General features: G+C 62.4%; 25 protein-coding genes. 6 read left to right on the top strand and 19 right to left on the bottom strand.

Going from position 1 to position 22,517, the window contains the following annotated elements:
- Positions 1-136 precede the first annotated feature (136 nt).
- Both JYP46_RS03325 and JYP46_RS03320 read left to right on the top strand, forming a co-directional pair.
- Entirely contained in the window at positions 137-934 is a 798-nt protein-coding gene (locus tag JYP46_RS03325; protein ID WP_206547255.1) for a protein-disulfide reductase DsbD domain-containing protein, read from the top strand.
- Between the two features lie 36 nt (positions 935-970).
- Positions 971-1,462: a peroxiredoxin gene (locus tag JYP46_RS03320; protein ID WP_206545852.1), complete on the top strand. Its 492-nt coding sequence runs from the start codon at positions 971-973 to the stop codon at positions 1,460-1,462.
- 80 nt (positions 1,463-1,542) lie between these two features.
- On the opposite strand, the gene rnhA is transcribed toward JYP46_RS03320, so the two are convergent.
- The 11 genes from rnhA to coxB form a co-directional block, all read right to left on the bottom strand.
- Positions 1,543-1,989: a ribonuclease HI gene (gene rnhA / locus JYP46_RS03315; RefSeq protein WP_113154534.1), complete on the bottom strand. Its 447-nt coding sequence runs from the start codon at positions 1,987-1,989 to the stop codon at positions 1,543-1,545.
- Positions 1,986-2,954: a homoserine kinase gene (locus JYP46_RS03310; protein WP_113154533.1), complete on the bottom strand. Its 969-nt coding sequence runs from the start codon at positions 2,952-2,954 to the stop codon at positions 1,986-1,988. Before JYP46_RS03310 ends, rnhA begins: the two co-directional genes overlap by 4 nt.
- A 2-nt stretch (positions 2,955-2,956) precedes the next feature.
- Complete coding sequence (ispH, locus tag JYP46_RS03305; protein WP_113154532.1) at positions 2,957-3,970, bottom strand: 4-hydroxy-3-methylbut-2-enyl diphosphate reductase; 1,014 nt, start codon at positions 3,968-3,970, stop codon at positions 2,957-2,959.
- A gap of 49 nt (positions 3,971-4,019) precedes the next feature.
- Positions 4,020-4,733 (bottom strand): SURF1 family protein, encoded by a 714-nt coding sequence (locus tag JYP46_RS03300; RefSeq protein WP_244974826.1) that lies wholly within the window; start codon positions 4,731-4,733, stop codon positions 4,020-4,022.
- A 38-nt stretch (positions 4,734-4,771) separates the two neighbouring features.
- On the bottom strand, positions 4,772-5,188 hold the full coding sequence (locus tag JYP46_RS03295) for a DUF983 domain-containing protein (RefSeq protein ID WP_113154530.1): 417 nt from the start codon (positions 5,186-5,188) through the stop codon (positions 4,772-4,774).
- Positions 5,189-5,386: 198 nt separating this feature from the next.
- Positions 5,387-6,271 (bottom strand): cytochrome c oxidase subunit 3, encoded by an 885-nt coding sequence (locus JYP46_RS03290; protein WP_206547253.1) that lies wholly within the window; start codon positions 6,269-6,271, stop codon positions 5,387-5,389.
- A gap of 1 nt (position 6,272) precedes the next feature.
- Positions 6,273-6,887: a cytochrome c oxidase assembly protein gene (locus JYP46_RS03285; protein ID WP_113154528.1), complete on the bottom strand. Its 615-nt coding sequence runs from the start codon at positions 6,885-6,887 to the stop codon at positions 6,273-6,275.
- 7 nt (positions 6,888-6,894) lie between these two features.
- Positions 6,895-7,050, bottom strand: a complete 156-nt coding sequence (locus JYP46_RS03280) for a hypothetical protein (protein WP_204360791.1) — start codon at positions 7,048-7,050, stop codon at positions 6,895-6,897.
- 10 nt (positions 7,051-7,060) lie between these two features.
- A complete protein-coding gene (locus JYP46_RS03275; protein WP_113154527.1) occupies positions 7,061-7,999 on the bottom strand; it encodes a heme o synthase in 939 nt (312 codons plus the stop codon).
- 86 nt (positions 8,000-8,085) lie between these two features.
- On the bottom strand, positions 8,086-9,738 hold the full coding sequence (gene ctaD / locus JYP46_RS03270; protein WP_113154526.1) for a cytochrome c oxidase subunit I: 1,653 nt from the start codon (positions 9,736-9,738) through the stop codon (positions 8,086-8,088).
- A gap of 38 nt (positions 9,739-9,776) precedes the next feature.
- Complete coding sequence (gene coxB / locus JYP46_RS03265) at positions 9,777-10,637, bottom strand: cytochrome c oxidase subunit II (protein WP_162742254.1); 861 nt, start codon at positions 10,635-10,637, stop codon at positions 9,777-9,779.
- Between the two features lie 395 nt (positions 10,638-11,032).
- Here coxB and JYP46_RS03260 point away from each other — a divergent pair, with 395 nt between their 5' ends.
- From JYP46_RS03260 to JYP46_RS03250, 3 genes are all read left to right on the top strand, one after another.
- Positions 11,033-11,503, top strand: coding sequence for an invasion associated locus B family protein (locus tag JYP46_RS03260; protein WP_224873325.1), 471 nt, complete (start codon positions 11,033-11,035; stop codon positions 11,501-11,503).
- A gap of 95 nt (positions 11,504-11,598) precedes the next feature.
- Complete coding sequence (tldD, locus tag JYP46_RS03255) at positions 11,599-13,017, top strand: metalloprotease TldD (RefSeq protein ID WP_206547252.1); 1,419 nt, start codon at positions 11,599-11,601, stop codon at positions 13,015-13,017.
- A 2-nt stretch (positions 13,018-13,019) separates the two neighbouring features.
- Positions 13,020-13,718: an NAD-dependent deacylase gene (locus JYP46_RS03250; RefSeq protein WP_210346553.1), complete on the top strand. Its 699-nt coding sequence runs from the start codon at positions 13,020-13,022 to the stop codon at positions 13,716-13,718.
- A 31-nt stretch (positions 13,719-13,749) separates the two neighbouring features.
- On the opposite strand, the gene JYP46_RS03245 is transcribed toward JYP46_RS03250, so the two are convergent.
- The 7 genes from JYP46_RS03245 to aroC form a co-directional block, all read right to left on the bottom strand.
- Complete coding sequence (locus JYP46_RS03245) at positions 13,750-14,991, bottom strand: class I SAM-dependent RNA methyltransferase (protein WP_206547251.1); 1,242 nt, start codon at positions 14,989-14,991, stop codon at positions 13,750-13,752.
- Positions 14,988-15,722 carry a TlyA family RNA methyltransferase gene (locus tag JYP46_RS03240; protein WP_206547250.1) on the bottom strand — a complete coding sequence of 245 codons (735 nt, stop codon included), beginning with the start codon at positions 15,720-15,722 and terminating at the stop codon, positions 14,988-14,990. The genes JYP46_RS03245 and JYP46_RS03240 overlap by 4 nt, the downstream gene beginning before the upstream one ends.
- A 78-nt stretch (positions 15,723-15,800) precedes the next feature.
- Complete coding sequence (gene dxs, locus JYP46_RS03235; protein ID WP_210344198.1) at positions 15,801-17,741, bottom strand: 1-deoxy-D-xylulose-5-phosphate synthase; 1,941 nt, start codon at positions 17,739-17,741, stop codon at positions 15,801-15,803.
- 152 nt (positions 17,742-17,893) lie between these two features.
- Positions 17,894-18,145, bottom strand: coding sequence for an exodeoxyribonuclease VII small subunit (locus JYP46_RS03230; protein ID WP_113154519.1), 252 nt, complete (start codon positions 18,143-18,145; stop codon positions 17,894-17,896).
- A gap of 3 nt (positions 18,146-18,148) precedes the next feature.
- Positions 18,149-19,075 carry a histone deacetylase family protein gene (locus JYP46_RS03225; protein WP_206546025.1) on the bottom strand — a complete coding sequence of 309 codons (927 nt, stop codon included), beginning with the start codon at positions 19,073-19,075 and terminating at the stop codon, positions 18,149-18,151.
- Between the two features lie 141 nt (positions 19,076-19,216).
- Positions 19,217-20,320, bottom strand: a complete 1,104-nt coding sequence (gene ribB, locus JYP46_RS03220; RefSeq protein WP_113154518.1) for a 3,4-dihydroxy-2-butanone-4-phosphate synthase — start codon at positions 20,318-20,320, stop codon at positions 19,217-19,219.
- A gap of 11 nt (positions 20,321-20,331) precedes the next feature.
- Positions 20,332-21,432, bottom strand: coding sequence for a chorismate synthase (aroC, locus tag JYP46_RS03215; protein ID WP_113156212.1), 1,101 nt, complete (start codon positions 21,430-21,432; stop codon positions 20,332-20,334).
- 201 nt (positions 21,433-21,633) lie between these two features.
- Here aroC and JYP46_RS03210 point away from each other — a divergent pair, with 201 nt between their 5' ends.
- Positions 21,634-21,882, top strand: coding sequence for a DUF1344 domain-containing protein (locus JYP46_RS03210; RefSeq protein ID WP_113154517.1), 249 nt, complete (start codon positions 21,634-21,636; stop codon positions 21,880-21,882).
- A gap of 3 nt (positions 21,883-21,885) precedes the next feature.
- On the opposite strand, the gene JYP46_RS03205 is transcribed toward JYP46_RS03210, so the two are convergent.
- Complete coding sequence (locus JYP46_RS03205; RefSeq protein WP_206545845.1) at positions 21,886-22,476, bottom strand: histidine phosphatase family protein; 591 nt, start codon at positions 22,474-22,476, stop codon at positions 21,886-21,888.
- Positions 22,477-22,517 lie beyond the last annotated feature (41 nt).

Below are 22,517 nucleotides of genomic sequence, written 5' to 3'. Positions count from 1 at the left end.
GCAGACAGCCTAGCGCGTTTTCATGAAGCTTGAAAGGCGGATGTATTCCCGGACCGGCCCAGCGCTCACGCATTTATGATGCCAGTGCGCGCAAGCGTGTGTTGCCGCCCGAACCGCGCCGCTGCACTCTTCATCCATGATTCGACACATCGCGCTCGCATTGCCCCTGTTTCTGGCTACGCCTGCCCTCTCCGCTTCCAGCCAGTGGCAGCAGAGCGAGGGCGGGGCCGTGCGCATCGTCACCAGCGGCCTGCCCGACGCCGGGGGGCGTCTCAAAGGCGCGCTGGAGATCGAACTCAAGCCCGGCTGGAAGACTTACTGGCGCAACCCCGGTGCGGCGGGCATCCCGCCGCAGCTTGATGTTTCGCGCAGCACCCATGTCAGCGCAGTCGACATGCAGTTTCCGCCGCCACAGCGCATTCAGGACGGCGATGTGACATGGGCGGGCTACAAACACTCCGTATCGCTCCCCGTCACCTTCACGATGGACCGGCCGGACGCCGTGGCGCTGATCGACGCTGACGTGTTTCTGGGCATCTGCGAAACGATCTGCATTCCCTTTCAGGCGTCTTTCCTGTTCGATCCCGGAGCAGATGCCGATAACGCCGCCGACGCGCTCGCCGTTGAGCGCGCCTTTGCACACCTGCCGACCCCTGCCGGCTCGGGCTTCGGGATAACGCATATCAGCCGCAGTGCCGACGCGCTGACCCTGACCGCCAGCCTGCCTGAAGGCGCACAGTCTCCTCTTCTTTTCATCGACCACAGCCTGTCGCGCCATCTGGGCGCGCCGAAGCTCGCAGAGCAAAAGAATGAGACGGCAAACTTCGTTGTTGAAATATTCGATGACGCAGGCGGGAAACTTGAAGGCAGCGCTCTTATATATACGCTGACGGCCGGCGAGAAAGCCGTCATGGGGGAATCCGAAATCCCCTAAAACAATTTGATTTTAAACGTTTTTCAGGAGTCCCAGATGAAAGTATCGGTTGGCGATCGCATTCCCGAGATCACCTTCAAGAAGGTTGAGGGAGATGGCGCGACGGATGTCGCAACGCCTGATTTCTTCGCCGGTCGCAGGATCGTCGTCTTCGGCGTTCCGGGTGCCTTCACTCCGACCTGCAGCAACAGCCATCTGCCGGGCTTCGTCGAGAATGGCGATGCAATCCGTTCGCGCGGCGCGGACGACATTGCCGTTGTCTCGGTCAATGACGCGTTCGTCATGAAGGCCTGGGCGGGCTTCACCGGCGCGCAGGACAAGATCACCTTCATCGCCGATGGCAATGGCGATTTCACCAAGGCGCTCGGCCTCGACATCGACCTGTCGGTCGCCGGTCTTGGCAGCCGCTCCAAGCGCTACTCGATGATTGTCGAAGACGGCGTGGTGAAAACCATCAATGTCGAGGAAAATCCCGGCGAGGCCGAGACCAGCGGCGCCGCCCGTATCCTTGAACAGCTTCAGGCCTGATACTGAATGGAAAAGGCCGGTCGAGACATCTCGGCCGGCCTTTTTGCGTCAATGGGCGCCTGCCCGCAGCGCTTCGCGCCTCAGCGGCGATTCTTCTTGAACGGCTCCATGCCAGCCCGCGCCAGAGCGTCGGCGCGCTCGTTCTCGGGGTGGCCCGCATGGCCCTTCACCCAGTGCCACTTGATCTGGTGGCGGCGGCGCGCCTCGTCCAGCGCCTGCCAGAGCTCGGCATTCTTCACCGGCTTCTTGGCAGCCGTTTTCCAGCCATTGCGCTTCCAGCCCTCGATCCAGCCGGAAATGCCGTCGCGGACATAAACACTGTCCGTGTAGAGATCGACGTCGCAGGGCCGCTTGAGCGCACTCAGCGCCTCGATGGCTGCCTGAAGCTCCATCCGGTTGTTCGTGGTCTCGGCTTCGCCGCCCGACAGTTCCTTTTCCGTGCCGTTGAAGCGCAGCAGCGCGCCCCAGCCGCCCGGCCCCGGATTTCCCGAGCAGGCTCCGTCGGTGTAAATTTCCACGCTTGTCACTTTATGCCGATCCCATATTCCGAAGGTGAGCTGATTTGCCGGTGGAAGCGCAGACGGCGCACATATTCCATCGGGTCGCGCTTGTTCACCAGCGCGCCGTCAGGGATCGTCAGCCAGTCATAGAGCCGCGTCAGCATGAAGCGCAGCGCCGAACCGCGCGCCAGAAGCGGCAGCGCCGCAATCTCGGCCTGCTCCAGCGGCCGCACGGACTGATAGCCCTCGAGCAGCGCCGTTCCCTTGGTCAGATTGTAGGAACCATCCGCCTCAAAGCACCATGCATTCAGGCAGGTGGCGATGTCATAGGCCAGGAGATCATTGCAGGCGAAATAGAAATCGATGATGCCCGACACCTCGTCGCCGAGGAAGAACACATTGTCGGGGAAGAGATCGGCATGGATGATGCCGGTGGGCAGATCCTGCGGCCAGCCTGCCGTCAGAGCGGCCAGATCGGCCTCCACTTCGGACACCAGCCCCGGCTCCACTTCGTCGGCGCGCGGCTTTGCCTTCTCCCAGAGCGGACGCCAGTCGCCCACCGTCAGCGCATTGGGCCGCGTCAGCTCAAAGCCCTGCCCGGCGAGATGCATGCCGGCCATCGCCTTGCCCACTTCGCGGCAGTGCCTTGGCGCGGGCTTCCGCAGCCACATCCCTTCCAGAAAGGTGATCAGCGCAGCAGGCCGTTCGGCAATCTCGCTCACCACCACACCATCGCGCCGGTGCACCGGCAGCGGGCAGTTCACGCCATTCTGCGCCAGATGCTCCATCAGCCCCAGAAAGAACGGCAGGTCCGAGCGCTCCACCCGCCGCTCATAAAGCGTCAGGATGAAAGCCGCCTTCGACGTGTGCAGCATGTAGTTGGAGTTTTCCGACCCCTCGGCAATGCCCTTGTAGGAGAGCAGGTCACCGACGTCGTATTCCTTCAGGAGCGCACCGAGTTCGAGTTCGGTAATATCCGTATAGACTGCCATGCTTATGCGTTGCCGTTCACAAAGGCCATGTCGGCGCTGGTCAATTCCACGTCCCTGATGGCGCGCATGACGGGGAAATTCTCCGTCTCCTCGGCCGTGATCGCGAGCTCGACATTGATGTCGAAGCGCTCGCCGAACGCATCGATGATTTCGTTGACGATGATCTCGGGGGCAGAAGCGCCAGCCGAAAGGCCGAGCACGCGAATGCCGCCCACCTCGTCCCACGGGATCTCGGACGCGCGCTGTACCAGCAGCGAACGCTTTGCGCCGGCGCGCTCCGCCACTTCCACCAGACGGCGCGAATTGGAGGAGTTCGGCGCGCCGACGACCAGAAACAGGTCCGCCCCCGGCGCAGCCTTCTTCACCGCCTCCTGGCGGTTCGTGGTGGCGTAACAGATGGATTCGGCCGCCGGCGCATGCAGATCCGGAAAACGCTCTTCAAGCGCCTTCAGAATGTCCGCCGTATCCTCCACCGAAAGCGTCGTCTGGCTGACGAAGCCAAGCTCCACCCCTTCCGGGCGCACCAGCGCGTTCGCGCCTTCCACGGTTTCCACCAGCGTCACCGTGCCTTCCGGCAGCTGCCCCATCGTGCCGATCACCTCGGGATGACCCGCATGGCCGATCAGAAGCACATGGCGGCCAAGCCGGTGGTGCCGCATGGCCTGCTTGTGCACCTTGGAAACGAGCGGGCACGTGGCGTCGAGATAGAACAGGTTGCGGTTCTGCGCATCGGCGGGCACCGATTTCGGCACGCCATGCGCGGAGAACACAACCGGGCTGTCGCGGTGTTCCTCGGGGATCTCGTTCAGCTCTTCGATGAACACGGCGCCGCGTTCCTGCAGGCCCTCCACCACATAGCGATTGTGCACGATCTCGTGGCGCACATAGACCGGAGCCCCGTATTTCTTCAGGGCCAGAACAACGATCTGGATGGCGCGGTCAACGCCCGCGCAGAAACCACGCGGACCGCAAAGCCGCACCGTCAGCTTCTGTTTTGTCATATCGGCAGCCGTCATCTGTCTTCCCCTTGCTCGGGCCGGAATTGGCGGTGTCAGGCGATCAATGTCAAGAGCGCCGGCGATTTCTCCGCCACCAGACAAACAGCACCCCGCAAAGCGCCACCGCCAGCCCGTACCAGGTGATCGCATATTGCAGATGGCTGTTGGGAAGGTCGATGCGCGTCACGCCGCCCACGGGCAGACCGCCGGGATTGGGCGAATCATCGGCATCCATATAAAATGGCAGCACGCGCGAGGCCTCGGGCAGCCCGGCCGTTGTCGCCATTGCCTTCAGATCCTTCCAGTAGAAGATGTTCTTGGCTTCGTCATTCTCGGGAACGATGAAGGACGGCTTCTCCTCAATGCCGTTGCGCGCCAGTCCGGCAACCCGCACACCGCCGACCACCTGCCCTTCGGCGCGTGCCTCGGCGTCCTTGCGGTCGAACGGAACGAACCCGCGATTGACGAAGATGAAGCGGCCATCGTCAAGCTTCAGCGGCGTGTGGACGAAATAGCCCGACTGCCCCTTCCAGGTCGCAAAGTAATGGCGCTCGCCAGTGTGCCGGAACGCCCCCTCCACCTGGAGCGGGCGGTATTCCACATCGCCGCTCTCGGCATAGATCCGCTCCATGCTCTCCAGATCGACGGGATCCGCATTGACCCGCTCTTCGATCTGCGCGATCAGCGCTTCCTTCCAGTAGAGCCGTTGCACCTGCCAGGTGCCGAGTGCCAGAAGACAGGCAAGCACCACAAGGCTCAGCAGAAGCAGAAGCCAGGTCATGCCAGACCGGCGGGATGCAGTCGTTTCCGATGCGGCCATTACTGGTCCAGCTCTCCCTGAGCAGCCTTGTTGCGGTATTGCAGTGCGATCAAAAGCCCTTTCATGAGCCGCAGCGCCGTCAGGCACAGAACGATCGCCAGCGGGATCCACAGAAGGAAATGCACCCAGAGCGACGGTCCGAGCGAAACCTCCATCCAGAGCGCCAGCCCGACGATGAGAAAGCCGATGATCAGTATGACGAACACGGCCGGTCCATCGCCGGCATCGGCAAAGCTGTAATCCAGACCGCAATTGTGGCACCCGCGCCCCACGGTCAGAAAGCCGGAGAAGAGCCGCCCTTCCCCGCACCGCGGACACCGTCCGCCGAGCCCCGCACTCACGGGATCGACCGGTGGCCAGATGGCCTTGTCGACGACAGGTTCGTCGCCACGCTCATTGTTCTCAGGCACCGTCATTCACATCCAATCCGGATTGCAGCCCCGCCCCATCGCGGATGGGCGTTTGATAAAGCCGCTTAACACAGTCGGCCCGGTCGGGTCGACGCCTCGCCCTGTCGCAGCGCGAAGGGTTTCACCGCTACAGGCAAATTGCGCCCCAAAAAAGAAAACGGCCGGGTCTCCCCGGCCGTTTCCATGTTCCCCCACTGGGCGGGATTACATATGTGCGATCGTCGCGCCCGAAGAGGCCCAGACATAGATGAAGACGAAGAGGAACAGCCAGACAACGTCAACGAAGTGCCAGTACCAGGCAGCCGCCTCGAAAGCGAAGTGGCGCTCGGGCGAGAAGTCGCCGGCCATTGCGCGCAGCAGGCACACCAGCAGGAAGATCGTGCCGATGAACACGTGGAAGCCGTGGAAGCCGGTCGCCATGTAGAAGGTCGCGCCATAGATGGAATCGGCGAACGCGAACGGTGCGTGCATGTACTCGTAGATCTGCACGGCGGAGAAGAGAACGCCGAGCGCAACGGTCAGCGCCAGCCCCCAGACGAGGCCCTTGCGGTCATTCTCGAGCAGGGCGTGGTGCGCCCAGGTCGCCGTCGTGCCCGAAAGCAGCAGAATGATCGTGTTGTACAGCGGCAGGTGGAAGGGATCGAGAACCTCGACTCCGACGGGCGGCCAGGTTCCGCCGGTGAATTCGGCGCGCGTCTCCTGAACCAGCTCGCCCGGGAACAGGCTGGCGTCGAAGAACGCCCAGAACCATGCCACGAAGAACATCAGCTCCGAAGCGATGAACATGATCATGCCGTAGCGCAGGTGAAGCGCCACAACACGCGTGTGATGGCCCTCGCGGCCCTCCTGGATCGTGTCCGCCCACCACGAATACATGGTGAAGAGCACGATGAAGAGGCCGATCAGGAACAGCCAGTAATTGCTTGCGGCGAGATCGAAGCCGAAGATCGTGAAATCGGTCCCGTTCAGGGCCTTCATCCAGGCGATGCCGCCGATGGACATGACCAGGGCGCCCAGCGAACCCAAGAAGGGCCACGGGCTGGGATCGATGATGTGATAGTCATGATGTTTTGCGTGCGCGTCGGCCATGTCAGCCCCCGAGATTTTCGTTCTGATTGGTGTTTGTTTTGGGCGCGGCAACGACCGGCGCCTTCTTCTCAAGCGGGAAGAATGTGTAGGAAAGCGTAATTGTTTTAAGGTCTTTAAGTTCGGGCACGTTGACGATCTCCGGGTCGACAAAGAACACGACCGGCATGTCATAGGACTCGCCGGGTTGCAACTCCTGTTCGGTAAAGCAGAAGCACTCAACCTTGTTGAAATAAGCGCCCGCCTGCGGCGGCGACACATTGAACGTCGCCGTGCCCCAGGTGGGGTAGTCAGCCAGATTGCGCGAAACGTAGGAAATCTGCTTCGTTTCGCCCAGACGCAGCGTGATGTCGCGCTGCACCGGCTTGAACTCCCACGGCACACCATTGGTGTTTGCGTCGAAACGCACCGTGATCGTCCGGTCCAGAATGGTGTCGGAATACTGCTCGACGCGCTGCGTCGTACCCCCGTAGCCCGTCACCTGACAGAAAAGCTGGTAGAGCGGCACGGCTGCGTAGGCCATGCCCACCATGCCGCCAACGACCGCGCAGCATACGATCGCTGCCGTGCGGTTGCGGTTGCCCGCCTTCTTTTCCCGGTCCGTGGTTTCGCTGCTCATGTCACACCTACATGCCGCGCTCGAACAGGCCGGGTCCGATCTTGGCCAGGCTGCCGATATAGACGATGACGACGAAAGCAGCGAGCGCAATGGCAAGCGCGACGGAGCGCTTGCGGCGCGCCTTCAGCTGAGCTTCGGTCGGTTTGACGAAATCCTTGTCCATCAAAGCCACCTCAGAAAACCAGGCCGAGGCTGACGAGCAGCCGGTCGACCAGAAGTGCCGTAAACAGCACGAAAAGATACAGGAGCGAGTAGCCGAACAGCGCCTTGGCGGGCTTCATGGCCGTGTCGCTCTCCGGCATCCGCAGCACCTGCCAGGAATACCACACAAAGCCCACGCCCAGAACGGCAGCCACGACCCCGTAGACGAGGGTCGCAAAGCCGGCGACCACCGGCAGGAGACCGCTCACGGCCAGAAGCAGGGCGTAAATGAAGATCTGTTTCTTGGTCGCCGCATGTCCCGCAACATTGGGCAACATGGGAATGCCCGCCCGCTCATAGTCACCGGACTTGAACAGGGCCAGCGCCCAGAAATGCGGCGGCGTCCAGAGGAAGATGATGAGGAAAAGCACGAGGCTTTCCATGCTGACCGTACCGGTCACGGCAGCCCAGCCCACAACCGGCGGCAGCGCGCCTGCAGCGCCACCGATGACGATGTTCTGCGGCGTCGAGCGCTTCAGCCACATCGTGTAGACCACGGCATAGAAGAAAATCGTGAAGGCCAGCAGCGCCGCTGCCGTCCAGTTGGCCATCAGGCCGAGCGTGGCCACCGAAAATGCGGAGAGCACCAGACCGAAGCCAAGCGCCTCGCCCGCCGTCACGCGGCCGGCCGGAACCGGGCGGCGCGCGGTGCGCCCCATGACGGCGTCGATATCGGCGTCGTACCACATGTTCAGCGCGCCCGATGCGCCGGCTCCAACCGCGATTGCGGCGATGGAGATCACCGCCAGCAGCGGGTTGGTAACGCCCGGCGCCATGGCCAGACCGACAAAGGCGGTGAACACCACAAGGGACATGACGCGCGGCTTCAACAGCGCAATGAAATCGCCCGGCGCCGCCTCGGAAAGGCGGTAAGCCGTGTCTTCCATCTGCTCTTGGTCAACCAGCGCCATGTCGTGCCCTTGTTTCATTAATTCGGCTGCGCGGCCCGTCTCTGCGGAAGGCCGCGCAGCCTTTACCCGTTACGAACTGCCTGCGATCAGCGGATTTTCGGCAGCTGCTCCCACTGGTGGAACGGCGGCGGCGAAGAAAGCTGCCACTCGAGCGTCGTTGCGCCCTCGCCCCACGGATTGGCGCCAGCCGGACGCTTCTTGGCGAATGCCTCGAACACACCGTACAGGAACACCAGGACACCCACGAAAGAGATGTAGGAGCCGTAGGAGGAAACCAGGTTCCAGCCCGCGAACGCATCCGGGTAATCGATGTAGCGGCGCGGCATGCCGGCCAGACCCAGGAAGTGCTGCGGGAAGAAGATGATGTTCACGCCAATGAAGGTGATCCAGAAGTGGATGCGGGCGATGAACGAGTTGTACATGTAGCCGGTCATCTTCGGGAACCAGTAGTACCAGGCCGCGAAGATCGCGAACACGGCGCCCATGGACAGCACGTAATGGAAGTGTGCGACCACGTAGTAGGTGTCGTGCATGGCCCGGTCCAGACCGGCATTGGCGAGCTGAACGCCCGTCACGCCGCCGATGGTGAACAGGAAGATGAAGGCGATTGCCCAGATCATCGGCGTGCGGAACTCGATGGAGCCGCCCCACATGGTGGCAACCCACGAGAAGATCTTCACGCCGGTTGGCACCGCGATGACCATCGTTGCGAACACGAAGTAACGCTGCGTGTCGAGCGACAGGCCGGTCGTGTACATGTGGTGCGCCCACACGATGAAGCCGACTGCGCCGATGGCGACCATGGCGTAGGCCATGCCGAGGTAACCGAAGATCGGCTTCTTCGAGAAGGTCGACACAATGTGGCTGACAATGCCGAAGCCGGGCAGGATCAGAATGTACACTTCCGGGTGACCGAAGAACCAGAACAGGTGCTGGAACAGGATCGGGTCGCCGCCGCCCTCAGGCGCGAAGAAGGTCGTGCCGAAGTTGCGGTCCGTCAGAAGCATGGTGATGCCGCCGGCCAGAACCGGGAGCGACAGGAGCAGCAGGAAAGCGGTGATCAGCACCGACCAGGCAAACAGCGGCATCTTGTGCAGCGTCATGCCCGGAGCGCGCATGTTGAAGATCGTGGTGATGAAGTTGATCGCACCGAGGATCGACGAAGCACCGGCAATGTGGATCGACAGAATGGCGAGGTCCATTGCGGGTCCGGGCTGACCGGAGGTCGAAAGCGGCGGATAGATCGTCCAGCCGCCACCGGTGCCGTAAGCGCCGGCCGGGCCCTGAACGAAGAGCGACATCATCAAAAGAATGAAGGCCGGGGGCAGAAGCCAGAACGAGATGTTGTTCATGCGCGGGAACGCCATGTCAGGCGCACCGATCATGATCGGGATCATCCAGTTGGCGAAGCCGCCGATCAGCGCCGGCATGACCATGAAGAAGATCATGACGAGGCCGTGCGCGGTGGTGAACACATTGTACATGTGCTTGCCGGCGTCGATGGCTGCATCGCCTTCGTAGCCGTAGACCATCGCGGCAAGACCGTGGAAGATCTGAATGCCCGGCTCAGCCAGTTCCCAGCGCATCATAACGGACAGGAAGCCGCCGACCACGCCTGCGAAGATGGCGAAGATCAGGTAGAGCGTACCGATGTCCTTGTGGTTGGTGGAGTAAACCCACCGGGTCCATCCGGTTGGCTTGTGTTCGCCATGGGCGTCTTGGGTTGTAGCGCCTGCCATTTCCTACCGCTCCATTTCCTCTCTGGACGTCTGCCGGCTCATTCGCCTGCAGACGCAACTTTCGTATTGCCCTCGACTGCAGCCATCAGCGCCTTATTGGCGCCGGCGAGATCCTCGCCTGCTGCTGCAACCCAGGTGTCATATTGGTCTTGCGCCACGACGCGGATGGCGATCGGCATGTAGGCATGGTCCTTGCCGCAAAGCTCGGAACACTGACCGTAATAAAGGCCTTCTTTTTCAGCCTTGAACCAGGTCTCGTTGATACGGCCGGGAACCGCATCGACCTTGACGCCAAAGGCCGGCATGGCAAAGGCGTGGATCACATCGCTGGCCGTCACGAGAACGCGAACGGTGGTGTCCACCGGAACGACGATCTCATTGTCGACTGCCAGAAGACGCGGATATTCCGCCTTGTCTTCCTTGCCTGCCGAAGCGCGCTCGTCTTCTTTCAGCATCAGCGAGCTGAAGGAAAGCGGCTCTTCGAGCTGGTATTCGTAATCCCAGTACCACTGGACGCCGGTCGCCTTGATGGTGATGGCCGGCTCTTCCTTGGGCGTGTACTGCGCCGTCAGAAGCTGGAAGGACGGGACCGCGAGGAACAGGAGCACGATCACGGGGCCGACAGTCCAGACGACCTCGATCAGCGTGTTGTGGCTGGTCCGCGACGGCGTCGGATTGGCTTTTGCGCGGAAACGCACAATGCACCAGGCCAGCAGCAGCGTGACAAGGATGGTGATCGGTACGATGAACCACAGAGTGTATTCCTCGAACCAGGTGATCTCCCGCATGATGCCGGTGGCGGCGGGTTGAAAGCGCATCTGCCAGGGCTCGGGTTGCGCAGCAACGGCGCCCGTGGCGAGAAACGGCAGAGTGGCAAGGCCAACAGCGATATTCTTCATAACCCTCGTCATCTCCCGTGGCGACACGACAAAACCGACCGTTCGATTTTGCCGCAAAGGGAATTCTGGCTTTTTATAGGCGCGTTCAAAACATACTCTTATTTGAACCGCAAGGCGGGCGCGAAATGCCACGTGCGGCATTTTTGCACCCCCATCGGCAGGCTCATAGCGCCGTCCTTCATCAAAGTGCAATACCACAAAGCGTCCAAGCGTCCCATTTCCGTCGGAATCATACGCAATTGTTTTCTTTGTCCCCGCATAAACAGGTTATCCCAATCTTTGCTGACACAGTCCCTTTTCGCCAACTGCAAACGCAGGATAAATTGTCCTGATTCGTACGGGAGCCAGGAACAATGAGTATGTCCTTCCTCAAATGCGCCGCGGCAGCGCTCGCGATGACCGTCTTTCCCGTACTGGGCGCTCAGGCCCAGCAAAGCGGAACGGTGCGCTCCACCCATGGCGCGTGGTCTATCCTCTGCGACACGCCGGCCGGCGCTTCCAGCGAACAGTGCGCCATGATGCAGAACGTGGTTGCCGAAGATCGTCCCGAGATGGGGCTTTCGGTCGTTGTTCTGCGCACCGCCGACGGAAAGGCGGAGATCCTGCGCGTTCTTGCGCCGCTTGGCGTCCTCCTTCCCAACGGGCTTGGTCTCAATGTGGACGGCAAGGACATCGGTCGCGCCTATTTCGTGCGCTGCTTCCAGGACGGCTGCTACGCCGAGGTGATCCTTGAGGATCAGCTCGTCGAGACCTTCAAGTCCGGTCAGTCGGCCACCTTCATCGTCTTCCAGACCCCGGAGGAAGGCATTGGCATTCCCGTCGATCTGAACGGTTTTGCCGCCGGTTTCGACGCCCTGCCGAAGTAATCTCACGACCGCCTGTCTGAACCGCTGCCGGATCACCACTGGATTGCACGCGCTCTCTTCCCTAAATGGAAGAGAGTTTCGACAGGATATTGTTCATGACCGCCAAATCGCTGCTTGATGCGTTCGACTGCTCGGCCGAACGACTCAAATCTCTCGTTTCCGACACGATCCGCGGCGCGGATGACGGGGAGCTCTTTCTCGAATACCGGGAAGGAGAAGCGCTCGTCTTCGATGATGGTAGGCTGAAAACCGCCAATTTCAACACCGATCAGGGCTTTGGCCTGCGGGCCGTCGCCGGCGAGGCTTCGGGCTACGCGCATTCGAGCGAATTGTCGGAAGCGGCCCTGCGCCGCGCCGCCGATGCCGTTTCCACCGTCAAGGACGGTTATTCCGGAAAACTGGCCGCCGCCCCCGCCGGGACGAATCAGCGGCTTTACGGTGACGAAAATCCGATCGTTTCGCCCGGTTTCGAGGAAAAAGCGAAGCTTTTGCAGGAAATCGACGGCTGGTTGCGGGCAAAGGATGCGCGCGTGCGCCAGGTCTCGGCCTCGCTTGCCGCCTCCTGGCAGCATGTGGAAATTCTGCGCGCCGACGGCCAGATCGCGCGCGATATCCGCCCTCTCGTCCGGGTCAATGTGTCTGTCATGGTCGGCGATGGCGACCGGCAGGAGACCGGCTCCTACGGCATGGGCGGACGCAAGAGCTTTGGCGAATTCCTTGCAGAAGATTCCTGGCAGTTCGCCGCCAGCGAGGCGCTGCGTCAGGCGCTCGTCAATCTTGAGGCCGTCCCCTCGCCTGCCGGCACGTTCGACATCGTGCTCGCCAATGGCTGGCCGGGCGTGATGCTGCACGAGGCCGTTGGCCACGGGCTCGAAGGCGACTTCAACCGCAAGAAAACCTCCGCTTTCGCCGGGCTTCTGGGCGAACAGGTTGCCGCCCGTGGCGTGACCGTGGTGGATGACGGCACGATTTCGGAACGGCGCGGCTCCCTCACCATCGACGATGAAGGCACGCCCACCGGACGCAACGTGCTGATCGAGGACGGCAAGCTGGTCGGCTACATGCAGGACCGCCAGAACGCCCGCCTCATGGGCATGGCGGCCACCGGCAATGGCCGGCGCGAATCCTATGCGCATGAGCCCATGCCGCGCATGACCAACACCTACATGACCAGCGGCGACAAGACGCCCGAGGAAATCATCGCCTCTGTGAAGAAAGGCATCTACGCCGTTTCCTTCGGCGGCGGTCAGGTGGACATCACATCCGGCAAGTTCGTGTTCGGCTGCACCGAGGCCTACATGATCGAAGACGGCAAGGTGACCCAGCCGGTGAAGGGCGCCATGCTGATCGGCAATGGCCCGGACGCCATGCACCGCGTTTCCATGGTCGGCAACGACATGAGCCTCGACAATGGCATCGGCATGTGCGGCAAGGCCGGACAGGGCGTGCCCGTGGGCGTCGGCCAGCCGCATCTGCGTATGGACCAGATGACCGTGGGCGGCACGCAGACCTGATCATGTTCGAGCGCATCGTCATACTGACCGGCGCAGGCATCTCCGCCGAATCCGGCGTGGACACGTTCCGCGACAGGAACGGTCTGTGGTCCAAGATCGACTATCGCGACGTGGCGACGCCCGAGGGCTTCGCCGCCAATCCGGTTCTGGTGCATGATTTCTACAATATGCGCCGGCGCAGGATCGCCGGGCTTGAGCCCAACGATGCGCACCGCGCACTCGCCCGGCTGGAACGCGAGTTCAGCGGCGAAGTGCTTCTCGTCACACAGAACATCGATGATCTGCATGAAAGGGCGGGCTCCTCCAACCTGATCCACATGCATGGCGAACATCTGAGCGCGTTATGCGCCGATTGCGGGGTACGCACTGCCTGGCAGGGCGACATGTCGGTGGAGACGCCCTGCCCTTCCTGCGGCGCGGTCGGCCACATGCGCCCGGATGTCGTCTGGTTCGGCGAGATGCCCTATCAGATGGAACGCATCTACACCGCACTTCGCGCTGCCGATCTATTCATGTCCATCGGCACGTCGGGCAATGTCTATCCGGCAGCACAGTTCGTTCAGGAAGCCGGCCGCTCCGGCGCGCACACGATCGAGCTCAATCTCGAGCCCTCCGACACGTTCGATGATTTCGACGAGGCGATCCACGGGCCGGCAAGCCGCGTGGTGCCTTCCTATGTCGACATGCTCCTGAAGGGCTGATCAGCACATTTCGCGGTCAGGCGGAAACGCCTTATCGCCGCTGCGGCTTCTTTTCCAGAAGCGCCACCGCTTCCACATGCGGCGACCAGAGGAACTGGTCGATGGGCGTGACGCTGGTGACGCGATAGCCACCCTCGACAAGGATCGCCAGATCCCGCGCCAGCGTGCCCGGATTGCACGACACCGCCGCAATGCGCCGCACGGTCGAGCGGGCAAGCTGCCGGCACTGGAACTCCGCACCCGCGCGGGGAGGATCGAAAACCAGCCCGTCGAAATCCGCCAGCTCCTTGACCAGAAGCGGACGGTGGAAGAGATCGCGCTTTTCCGCCTTCACCGGCTTGAGCGACGGCCACTGCCGTGCGGCATTGTCGAGTGCTGCAAGCGCTGCTGCATCGCCCTCGGCGGCGTAGACCCGCGCCTTCTGCGCAAGCCGCAGCGCAAACGTGCCGCTGCCGGCAAAGAGGTCGGCAACATGCTTGCAGCCTTCCAAGTACCCCGCCACGAGTGCGGCCATCGCGTTTTCCGCCTCGGCGGTCGCCTGCAGAAAGCCGGCCGGCGGGATCGCCACCGGCACACCGCCGAAGAGCACGGCCGGCTTGTTGCCTTCCACGATGATCTCGCCATCGGCGGACAGCCGCGAAACCTGCTTTGAGAGCGCCATGTCCACCACGGCCCGGCGCTGCTTTTCGCCAAGCTTTCCTGCGCCCACAACCGCTATGTCGAGGCCGGACACCGTCTCGGTCACCGTCATATGGAACGGTTTTGGCGTTGCGGCGATTGCCTTTGCCAGATCCCGCAGATCATCCAGCGCCCCCGTGATGCCGGGCGTGGCGACCGGACATTCCTCGATCACGACGATGCGGTGCGTCTGCGCGGCGTTGAAGCCAAGCAGGATATCCGAGCCCAGACGCCGTGCGGTGAAGGTCACGCGGCGGCGCGTCTGCGGCGGACACGCGACAAGCGGCTCCACCGCCACATCGATGCCGCGCGCCTGCAGCGCGCGCTCCACCTTGTCGCGCTTCCAGGCGCGATAGGCTTCCTGTTCCAGATGCTGCACCGCGCAGCCGCCGCAATCGGCGAAATGACGGCACACGGGTTCGGCGCGTTCCGGCACGGCCTGCTGGAGCTTCACCCTGCTGGCGCGCCCCTTGCGCACTTCGGCTTCCACCACTTCGCCCGGTAACGCAAACGGCACATAGACAGGCCCGGACGGCGTGACCGCCACGCCATCGCCCTGTGCACCCAGATGATCAATCGTCAGAGTTTCGCTCATCGGCTCCTGCGCCCGGCCAAAAGAAATTCACGGTTTCCGTCTCCGCCCTCTATGGGCGACGGTGCAAGCCCCACGGCCTGCCAGCCGGCGTTCGTCCCCAGCCAATTCTCCAGATCCGCAGCTATTTCATCGGCCCGCGCCGGATCGCGCAACAGGCCGCCCTTGCCGATGGCTTCCCGCCCCGCCTCGAACTGCGGCTTGACCAGAAAGATACCGTACGCGCCCGGCGCTGCCAGAGCGAGTGCCGGCGGCAGGGCAAGTTTCAGCGAAATGAAGCTCACATCCGACACCAGAAAATCCGGCGCGCGGCCATTCAGGTCTTCCGCCGTCAGATGCCTTGCATTCACGCCCTCGCGCGACGTGACACGCGGATCGCTCTCGATACGGGCATCCATCTGCCCGCTGCCCACATCGATGGCCGTGACATGGGCCGCGCCGCGCTCCAGAAGCACCTGCGTGAAACCGCCGGTCGACGCGCCGATATCGAGCGCCTCGGCCCCTTTCGGATCGAAACCGAAGACCTGGAGGCCGCGCAGGAGTTTTAGCGCCGCGCGCGATACATAGGCGCTTGCCGGATCATCGACACCGATCTCGACAGTTGGCGCGACCGTCTGGCCCGGCTTTTTCGCCGGTTTCCCGTCCACCATCACCGTGCCGCGCAGGATCGCGTCGCGCGCGCGGGCGCGGCTGTCGAAAAATCCTCGCTCTACGAGAAACTGGTCGAGCCTCATCGGAGGGTCCTGCTGGAATTGCGCATTTGGGGTGCTTTACCCGCCTGCGGCGCGCCTGCCAACCAAAACCCGCCGTTTTCAGGCGCGCGCTGCGCTCTCCGCCTGCTGGCCTAGAGCGGCAAACACGGTGCGCACGATGGCCGGGGCATCAAGGCCCGCATCCTCCACCATACGCTCCGGCTTGGCGTGGCCGATAAAGCGGTCTGGCATGGCCATGGGCCGCACCTTCACACCGCTTTCGAGCAGACCTTCATGCGCCAGGAAATTGAGCACATGCGAACCGAAACCGCCGATGGAGCCTTCCTCGATGGTGATGAGAACCTCGTGCTCCTGCGCCAGCCGGCGAATCATCTCCGTGTCCAGCGGCTTGGCGAAGCGGGCGTCGGCCACGGTCGTGGAAAGACCCGCCGCATCCAGCTCGTCCGCCGCCTTCATGCAGTCTTCAAGCCGGCCGCCCAGCGAGAGAAGCGCCACCTTGGAGCCCTCGCGCATGATGCGCCCCTTGCCCAGTTCCAGCACCTCGCCGCGCTCCGGCATCTCGACGCCAATGCCATTGCCACGCGGATAGCGGAAGGCGATTGGCCCGTGATCATGTTCCACGGCGGTGCGCACCATGTGGCGCAACTCCGCCTCGTCCGCCGCCGCCATGACGACGAAATTCGGCAGGCTGGCCAGATAGGTGATGTCGAACGCGCCGCAATGGGTGGCGCCATCCGCCCCCACAAAGCCGGCGCGGTCGATGGCAAAGCGAACCGGCAGGTTTTGCAGCGCCACATCATGCACCACCTGGTCATAGGCGCGCTGGAGGAAGGTCGAATAGATCGCCGCGAATGGGCGCAGCCCCTCCGTCGCCAGCCCGGCGGCAAAGGTCACCGCATGCTGCTCGGCAATGCCCACATCAAAAGTGCGTTCGGGAAACTCCTGCTCGAACAGGTCGAGCCCGGTGCCGGACGGCATCGCCGCCGTGACGGTGACGATCCGGTCGTCCTCGCGCGCTTCCTGAATGAGCGACTGGGCGAAAACCTTGGTGTAGCTCGGCGCGTTCGCCGGCGCCTTGGCCTGCGCGCCGGTGATGACGTCGAACTTGTTGACGCCATGATATTTGTCGGCGGCGGCCTCTGCGGGCGGATAACCCTTGCCCTTCTTCGTCACCACATGGATGAGCACCGGCCCCGTGCCATTGTCGCGCACATTCTTCAGAACCGGGATGAGGTGTTTGAGATTGTGCCCGTCGATGGGACCGATGTGGAAGAACCCCATTTCCTCAAACAGCGTGCCGCCGGTCACATAGCCGCGCGCATGCTCCACCGCGCGGGTGATCGCCCGGTCCACGCCCTCGCCCAGATAGGAGGTGAGTTTCTTGCCGAAATCGCGCACGCCCTGATAGGCCCGCCCCGAGGCAAGCCGCGCCAGATAGGCGCTCATCGCGCCCTGCGGCGGCGCAATCGACATGTCGTTGTCGTTGAGGATGACGATCAGCCGGGCGTCGAGAGCGCCGGCATTGTTCATCGCCTCATAGGCCATGCCCGCCGACATCGCACCATCGCCGATCACCGCAATCACATTGCGCTTTTCGCCAGCCAGCTCATGGGCAACGGCCATGCCGAGACCGGCGGAGATGGAGGTGGAGGAATGCGCGGTTCCGAACGGATCGTATTCGCTCTCCGAGCGCTTGGTGAAACCGTAGAGCCCGCCCTCCTGCCGCAGAGTGCGGATGCGATCGCGCCGCCCGGTGATGATCTTGTGCGGATAGGCCTGATGGCCCACATCCCAGATCAACCGGTCATCCGGCGTGTCGAACACATAGTGCAGCGCCACGGTCAGCTCGACCACGCCGAGCCCTGCGCCCAGGTGCCCGCCGGTCCTGGAGACCACGTCGATCAGTTCGGCGCGCAGCTCGTCAGCAAGCTGAGGAAGCGCATCCTCGGAAAGGCGTTTGAGATCGGCAGGAATGCCGACCGTATCGAGAAGTGGAGTCTCGGGTGGCGATTTCACGCGCGTCACCTCGGCTGTTTGCATCGCTTCGACATAGGACGTCAGCTATCCAAAGTAAACGCAATGCGATGAAACAGTACAGTTTCAAAGGAGCATAATTTTTCATGATGCAAATACAAAACAACCTCCGCACAAACAAATGTACAGAGGTTGCCGATATTTTGGATTTTCCGGACTCAGCTTTCGTCGAGTGGCTCGCTGCCGGCTGCCTGCCCTTCGCGTGAGAGGCGGATCTTCTCCACCTTGTCCTCGGCCGCCTTGAGCAGCTGGTCGCAGTGCTTCTTCAGCGCCTCGCCGCGCTCATAGATCCTGATCGACTGGTCGAGCGGCACGTCGCCGCGCTCGAGATCCTCAACGATCTTCTCCAGCGCCTCGAGCGCCTGCTCGAAGCTCATGCCCTTGATGTCGCTGTTGGCTTCTTCGGCCATCTCTCACCCCTTTAACAAGCGGCCGACATGCGCAGCGACCGACACGGAAAGTCCCTGCAGGTCGTACCCACCTTCAAGCAGGCTGACAAGGCGACCCTGTGACAAACGATCGGCCCGCTCCATCAGAACGCCCGTCGCCCAGTCGAAATCCTCAGCCTCCAGATTGATCTCCGCAAGCGGGTCGCGGCGGTGCGCGTCAAAGCCTGCCGAAATGATGATCAGATCGGGCGAAAACCGGTCGAGCGCCGGCAGAATGACCTTGTCGAACGCCTCGCGAAAAATCTCCGAGCCGGAGCCGGCGGCAAGCGGCGCGTTGAAGATGTTGCCCGCCCCCGTTTCATGGGCCGCACCCGTTCCCGGGAAAAGCGGCATCTGGTGCGTGGAGCAGTAAAGAACGCTCGGATCGTCCCAGAAAATCTCCTGCGTGCCGTTTCCGTGATGCACGTCCCAGTCAACGATGGCGACACGCTCCGCGCCGTGCTTCTTCTGGGCATGGCGCGCGGCGATGGCCGCATTGTTGAACAGGCAGAACCCCATGGCGCGGTTCTTCTCGGCATGGTGGCCGGGCGGACGACCTGCCACGAACACATTGCCGGTATCGCCGGAAAACACGTCGTCCACACCGGCCAGCGCGCCGCCGATGGCGGTCAGCGCCGCTTCAAAGCTCTTCGGACTGATGATCGTGTCTTCATCGATGCGCGCCATCCCCTCTTCGGGAATATTCGCCTTCACCTTGTCGAGATGCTCCTGCGGATGTGCGTAGAGCACGGTCTCTTCATCGGCGAGCGGCGCTTCCAGCCGCTCCAGATAGGTGAAGGGCTCGTCGTCGAGCCGATCCACGATCACCCGTAATCGGTCCGCCCGCTCCGGGTGGCCGGGTGGTGTGATGTGCTCACGGCAGATCGAATGCGTGTAGAAACGGGTGTTCATGTCATAACTGTAATTGCCAAAGCATAACTTGGCCATGACAGGATTTCGCGCAGTGGTCGCATGTCAACAGGCTTTCACCCGGCCTTTTGGGCCGGATGGATGCCTTCATGCCCGCTGCCACAGCCCCTGGGGCTGTTTTTCTTACATGATGTCGGTCGAAGCGATCTCGATACCGAAACCTTCAAGCCCCACATAATGGCGCTCGCGGGAGGCCATCAGCTTGATCGAGGAAATGCCCAGATCCTTCAGGATCTGCGCGCCAAGGCCGATCTCGCGCCACTCGCTCTCGCGCCGCAGGGCTTCGTCATGATCCTCGCGATCTTCGTTGCCGGCCGGACGGCGGCGGTTCTGATGGGCAACGCCCACCGACCCCTCGCGCAGATAGACCAGAACGCCACGACCAAGGCCGTTCATGCGCTCCATGGCCTCGCGCAGGCGCTCTTCCGTGCCGAACACGTCCGTCACCACGTCCTCGGTGTGAAGACGCACGGGAATGTCGACGCCGTCGCGAATGTCGCCGAAGACGATGGCCAGATGCTGCATGGCTTCCCAGGGAAGCGTGTAGGCATGAGCCTTTGCAGGGCCGCTCGGCGTGTCGATGTCAAAACTCGCCACCCGCTCCACCAGCGTTTCCTGACGCTGGCGATAGGCGATGAGATCGGCGACCGACACCTGCTTGAGACCATTCTTCTCGGCAAAGGCAGAGACTTGCGGTCCACGCATCACCGTGCCGTCATCATTGACCAGTTCGCAGATCACGCCAACCGGCGGCAGGCCGGCGAGCTTGCACAGATCGACAGCCGCTTCCGTATGGCCCGAGCGCATCAGCACCCCGCCCTCGCGCGCCACCAGCGGGAAAATGTGTCCCGGTCGCACAAAGTCGCCGGGGCCGACATTGGGGTTCGCCAGATTGCGCACGGTCAGCGTGCGGTCATCAGCCGAAATGCCGGTGGTCGTGCCATGTTTGAAATCGACGCTGACGGTAAAGGCCGTGGAATGCGGCGCATCGTTCTCGGCCACCATCGGCGTCAGGTTCAGCCGCCGCGCTTCGCCCTGCGGCATGGGTGCGCAGACAATGCCGGAGGTATGGCGCACGATGAAGGCCATGTTCTCGGGCGTGCAGTGCACGGCGGCGACAATCAGGTCGCCCTCGTTCTCGCGCCCGTCATCATCCATGACGACAACGATCTCGCCCTTTTCAAAGGCGCGCAGGGCTTCAACGACCTTCTTCTGGTCATAGGGCATGGGAAAACTCCTCAGATGCGACCGGTCTGGCCACGGTGCCGCAGATAATGATCGGCGATTGCGCAGGCCACCATTGCCTCGGCAATCGGCACCGCGCGGATGCCCACACAGGGATCGTGCCGGCCCTTGGTCAGAACATCGACCTCATTGCCGTCCCTGTCGATGCTCTGGCGCGGCGTCAGGATCGACGAGGTCGGCTTGACGGCGAAGCGCGCCACGATGGGCTCACCGGTGGAGATGCCGCCCAGAATGCCGCCGGCATTGTTGCTCAGAAAGCGCGGGGTTCCGTCATTGCCCATGCGCATCTCGTCGGCGTTTTCCTCGCCGGTGATCCGCGCCGCCTCGAAACCATTGCCGATCTCCACGCCCTTCACGGCGTTGATCGACATCAGATTGGCGCAGATATCCTGATCGAGCTTGGCGTAGATCGGCGCGCCGAGACCGGCAGGCACGTCTTCCGCCACAACCTCGATCACCGCGCCCACCGACGAACCCGCCTTGCGGATGCCGTCGAGATATTCGGTGAACACCGGAACAGAGTTCGGGTCCGGAGTGAAGAAGGGATTGTCCGCATTGCCGATGAAATCCCAGTCCCAGTTGGCCCGGTCGATTTCCTTCTCCCCCATGGCGACAAGCGCTGCGCGCACATTCATGCCCGGCACGACCTTGCGGGCGAGCGCGCCTGCGGCAACCCGCGTCGCCGTCTCGCGCGCCGAAGAACGGCCACCGCCGCGATAGTCGCGCAGACCGTATTTCGTCTCGTAGGTGTAGTCCGCATGCCCCGGCCGGAAGCGCCTGGCGATCTCGCCATAATCCTTGGAGCGCTGGTCAACATTCTCGATCAGCATGGAGACCGGAGTGCCGGTGGTGATCAGCGTTTCGCCGTCCTCATCCGGCAGCACGCCCGACAGGATTTTCACCTGATCCGGCTCGCGGCGCTGGGTGACGAAACGCGACTGCCCCGGACGCCGCTTGTCGAGCTCGGCCTGGATCTCGGCCAGCGTGAAACGAATGCCGGGCGGGCAGCCATCGACCACGCAGCCTATGGCCGGGCCATGGCTCTCGCCCCAGGTGGTGACACGAAACAGATGACCGAATGTGTTGTGAGACATGAATGCAGGCTTCCAGAAAACAGACAGCCCGACCATCGAGCGCGTCCCCGAGAGCCGGTCGTTTCGCTTCTATTGGCCTTTGCGGGTGCGGTCAAACCGGATTGCCTAATGCGAAAGTTTTGACACAATTAGGTGGTTTACAAAATTGAAGGGATTCGCGCCCCGGATACGGGCGCCACATAGAAATCCGAGAGGTGTGGAATGCGCATTTTCGCCGCGGCAGTGGGATTATTAATGCTTGCCTCATCCGCCTTTGCCCTCGACGCCGAGGGCAAGGTTCGCAATGTGGACCCGGACAATCTCACCATCACGCTTGAAAATGGCCAGACCTACAAGCTGCCGAGCGAGATGGACGTTTCCGCCATTCAGCCCGGCATGGAAGTGGTTCTCGCCTATCGGGAAGTCGACAATGGCGTGAAGCAGATCACGGACATGCTTCTGCCCGAGTGAGCCTTACAGCCAGTCTGCCGAACCACTCTCAAACCGCAGGATGCGATCCTGCGGTATGGTGAGCGCAGCCGCTTCATCGCTGGACGCATGGCCCAGCAGGTAAAGAAGCGAGCGGATCACGCCGCCATGGGTGACACAGACGGTCGGCCCTGTGACCTCTCCGAGCCACGGCTTGATGCGCTCAGCCAGCTTTTCATAGCTCTCTGCATTGTCGCCGGGCGGGACAAATCCCCATTTGTCGTTCGAACGGGCTGCCGTGCAGCCGGGATTTTCCGCTTCCAGCTCGGCATAGGTAAAGCCCTGCCAGTCGCCGAAATTCAGTTCCATCAGCCGGGGATCGGTGCGGTATGCCTCGCGCGGCAGGCCAAGGCCTGCGCGCACACGCTCCATCGTCTCGCGCGTACGTCGTAACGGGCTTGCGACAAAATCAAAGCCATCCGCATTGTGATCGAGAAGATCGGCAAGGCGAATGCCATTACGGTCGGCCTGAACCTGACCAACCGCATTGATATCAGTATCGGCCTGCCCCTGAAGACGCTCTTCGGCGTTCCAGGCCGTCTGGCCGTGTCTGATGATATAGAGGGTGGGAAGCACTGCGGGCCTTCTGACTTGGAGCATCGGACCGAAAAGCAGGA

The sequence above is a fragment of the Nitratireductor aquimarinus genome, from assembly GCF_017255295.1.
Taxonomy (GTDB): Bacteria; Pseudomonadota; Alphaproteobacteria; order Rhizobiales; family Rhizobiaceae; genus Nitratireductor; species Nitratireductor aquimarinus.
This window is presented reverse-complemented; position numbering and strand designations above follow the sequence as displayed.

Excerpts from the sequence above, each read along its gene's own strand:
- JYP46_RS03325 (WP_206547255.1), top strand. The coding sequence starts at position 137 with ATGATTCGACACATCGCGCTCGCATTGCCCCTGTTTCTGGCTACGCCT.
- JYP46_RS03320 (WP_206545852.1), top strand. The coding sequence starts at position 971 with ATGAAAGTATCGGTTGGCGATCGCATTCCCGAGATCACCTTCAAGAAG.
- JYP46_RS03310 (WP_113154533.1), bottom strand. The coding sequence starts at position 2,954 with ATGGCAGTCTATACGGATATTACCGAACTCGAACTCGGTGCGCTCCTG.
- ispH (WP_113154532.1), bottom strand. The coding sequence starts at position 3,970 with ATGACGGCTGCCGATATGACAAAACAGAAGCTGACGGTGCGGCTTTGC.
- JYP46_RS03300 (WP_244974826.1), bottom strand. The coding sequence starts at position 4,733 with ATGACCTGGCTTCTGCTTCTGCTGAGCCTTGTGGTGCTTGCCTGTCTT.
- JYP46_RS03295 (WP_113154530.1), bottom strand. The coding sequence starts at position 5,188 with ATGACGGTGCCTGAGAACAATGAGCGTGGCGACGAACCTGTCGTCGAC.
- JYP46_RS03290 (WP_206547253.1), bottom strand. The coding sequence starts at position 6,271 with ATGGCCGACGCGCACGCAAAACATCATGACTATCACATCATCGATCCC.
- JYP46_RS03285 (WP_113154528.1), bottom strand. The coding sequence starts at position 6,887 with ATGAGCAGCGAAACCACGGACCGGGAAAAGAAGGCGGGCAACCGCAAC.
- JYP46_RS03280 (WP_204360791.1), bottom strand. The coding sequence starts at position 7,050 with ATGGACAAGGATTTCGTCAAACCGACCGAAGCTCAGCTGAAGGCGCGC.
- JYP46_RS03275 (WP_113154527.1), bottom strand. The coding sequence starts at position 7,999 with ATGGCGCTGGTTGACCAAGAGCAGATGGAAGACACGGCTTACCGCCTT.
- ctaD (WP_113154526.1), bottom strand. The coding sequence starts at position 9,738 with ATGGCAGGCGCTACAACCCAAGACGCCCATGGCGAACACAAGCCAACC.
- coxB (WP_162742254.1), bottom strand. The coding sequence starts at position 10,637 with ATGAAGAATATCGCTGTTGGCCTTGCCACTCTGCCGTTTCTCGCCACG.
- JYP46_RS03260 (WP_224873325.1), top strand. The coding sequence starts at position 11,033 with ATGACCGTCTTTCCCGTACTGGGCGCTCAGGCCCAGCAAAGCGGAACG.
- tldD (WP_206547252.1), top strand. The coding sequence starts at position 11,599 with ATGACCGCCAAATCGCTGCTTGATGCGTTCGACTGCTCGGCCGAACGA.
- JYP46_RS03250 (WP_210346553.1), top strand. The coding sequence starts at position 13,020 with ATGTTCGAGCGCATCGTCATACTGACCGGCGCAGGCATCTCCGCCGAA.
- JYP46_RS03245 (WP_206547251.1), bottom strand. The coding sequence starts at position 14,991 with ATGAGCGAAACTCTGACGATTGATCATCTGGGTGCACAGGGCGATGGC.
- JYP46_RS03240 (WP_206547250.1), bottom strand. The coding sequence starts at position 15,722 with ATGAGGCTCGACCAGTTTCTCGTAGAGCGAGGATTTTTCGACAGCCGC.
- dxs (WP_210344198.1), bottom strand. The coding sequence starts at position 17,741 with ATGCAAACAGCCGAGGTGACGCGCGTGAAATCGCCACCCGAGACTCCA.
- JYP46_RS03230 (WP_113154519.1), bottom strand. The coding sequence starts at position 18,145 with ATGGCCGAAGAAGCCAACAGCGACATCAAGGGCATGAGCTTCGAGCAG.
- JYP46_RS03225 (WP_206546025.1), bottom strand. The coding sequence starts at position 19,075 with ATGAACACCCGTTTCTACACGCATTCGATCTGCCGTGAGCACATCACA.
- ribB (WP_113154518.1), bottom strand. The coding sequence starts at position 20,320 with ATGCCCTATGACCAGAAGAAGGTCGTTGAAGCCCTGCGCGCCTTTGAA.
- aroC (WP_113156212.1), bottom strand. The coding sequence starts at position 21,432 with ATGTCTCACAACACATTCGGTCATCTGTTTCGTGTCACCACCTGGGGC.
- JYP46_RS03210 (WP_113154517.1), top strand. The coding sequence starts at position 21,634 with ATGCGCATTTTCGCCGCGGCAGTGGGATTATTAATGCTTGCCTCATCC.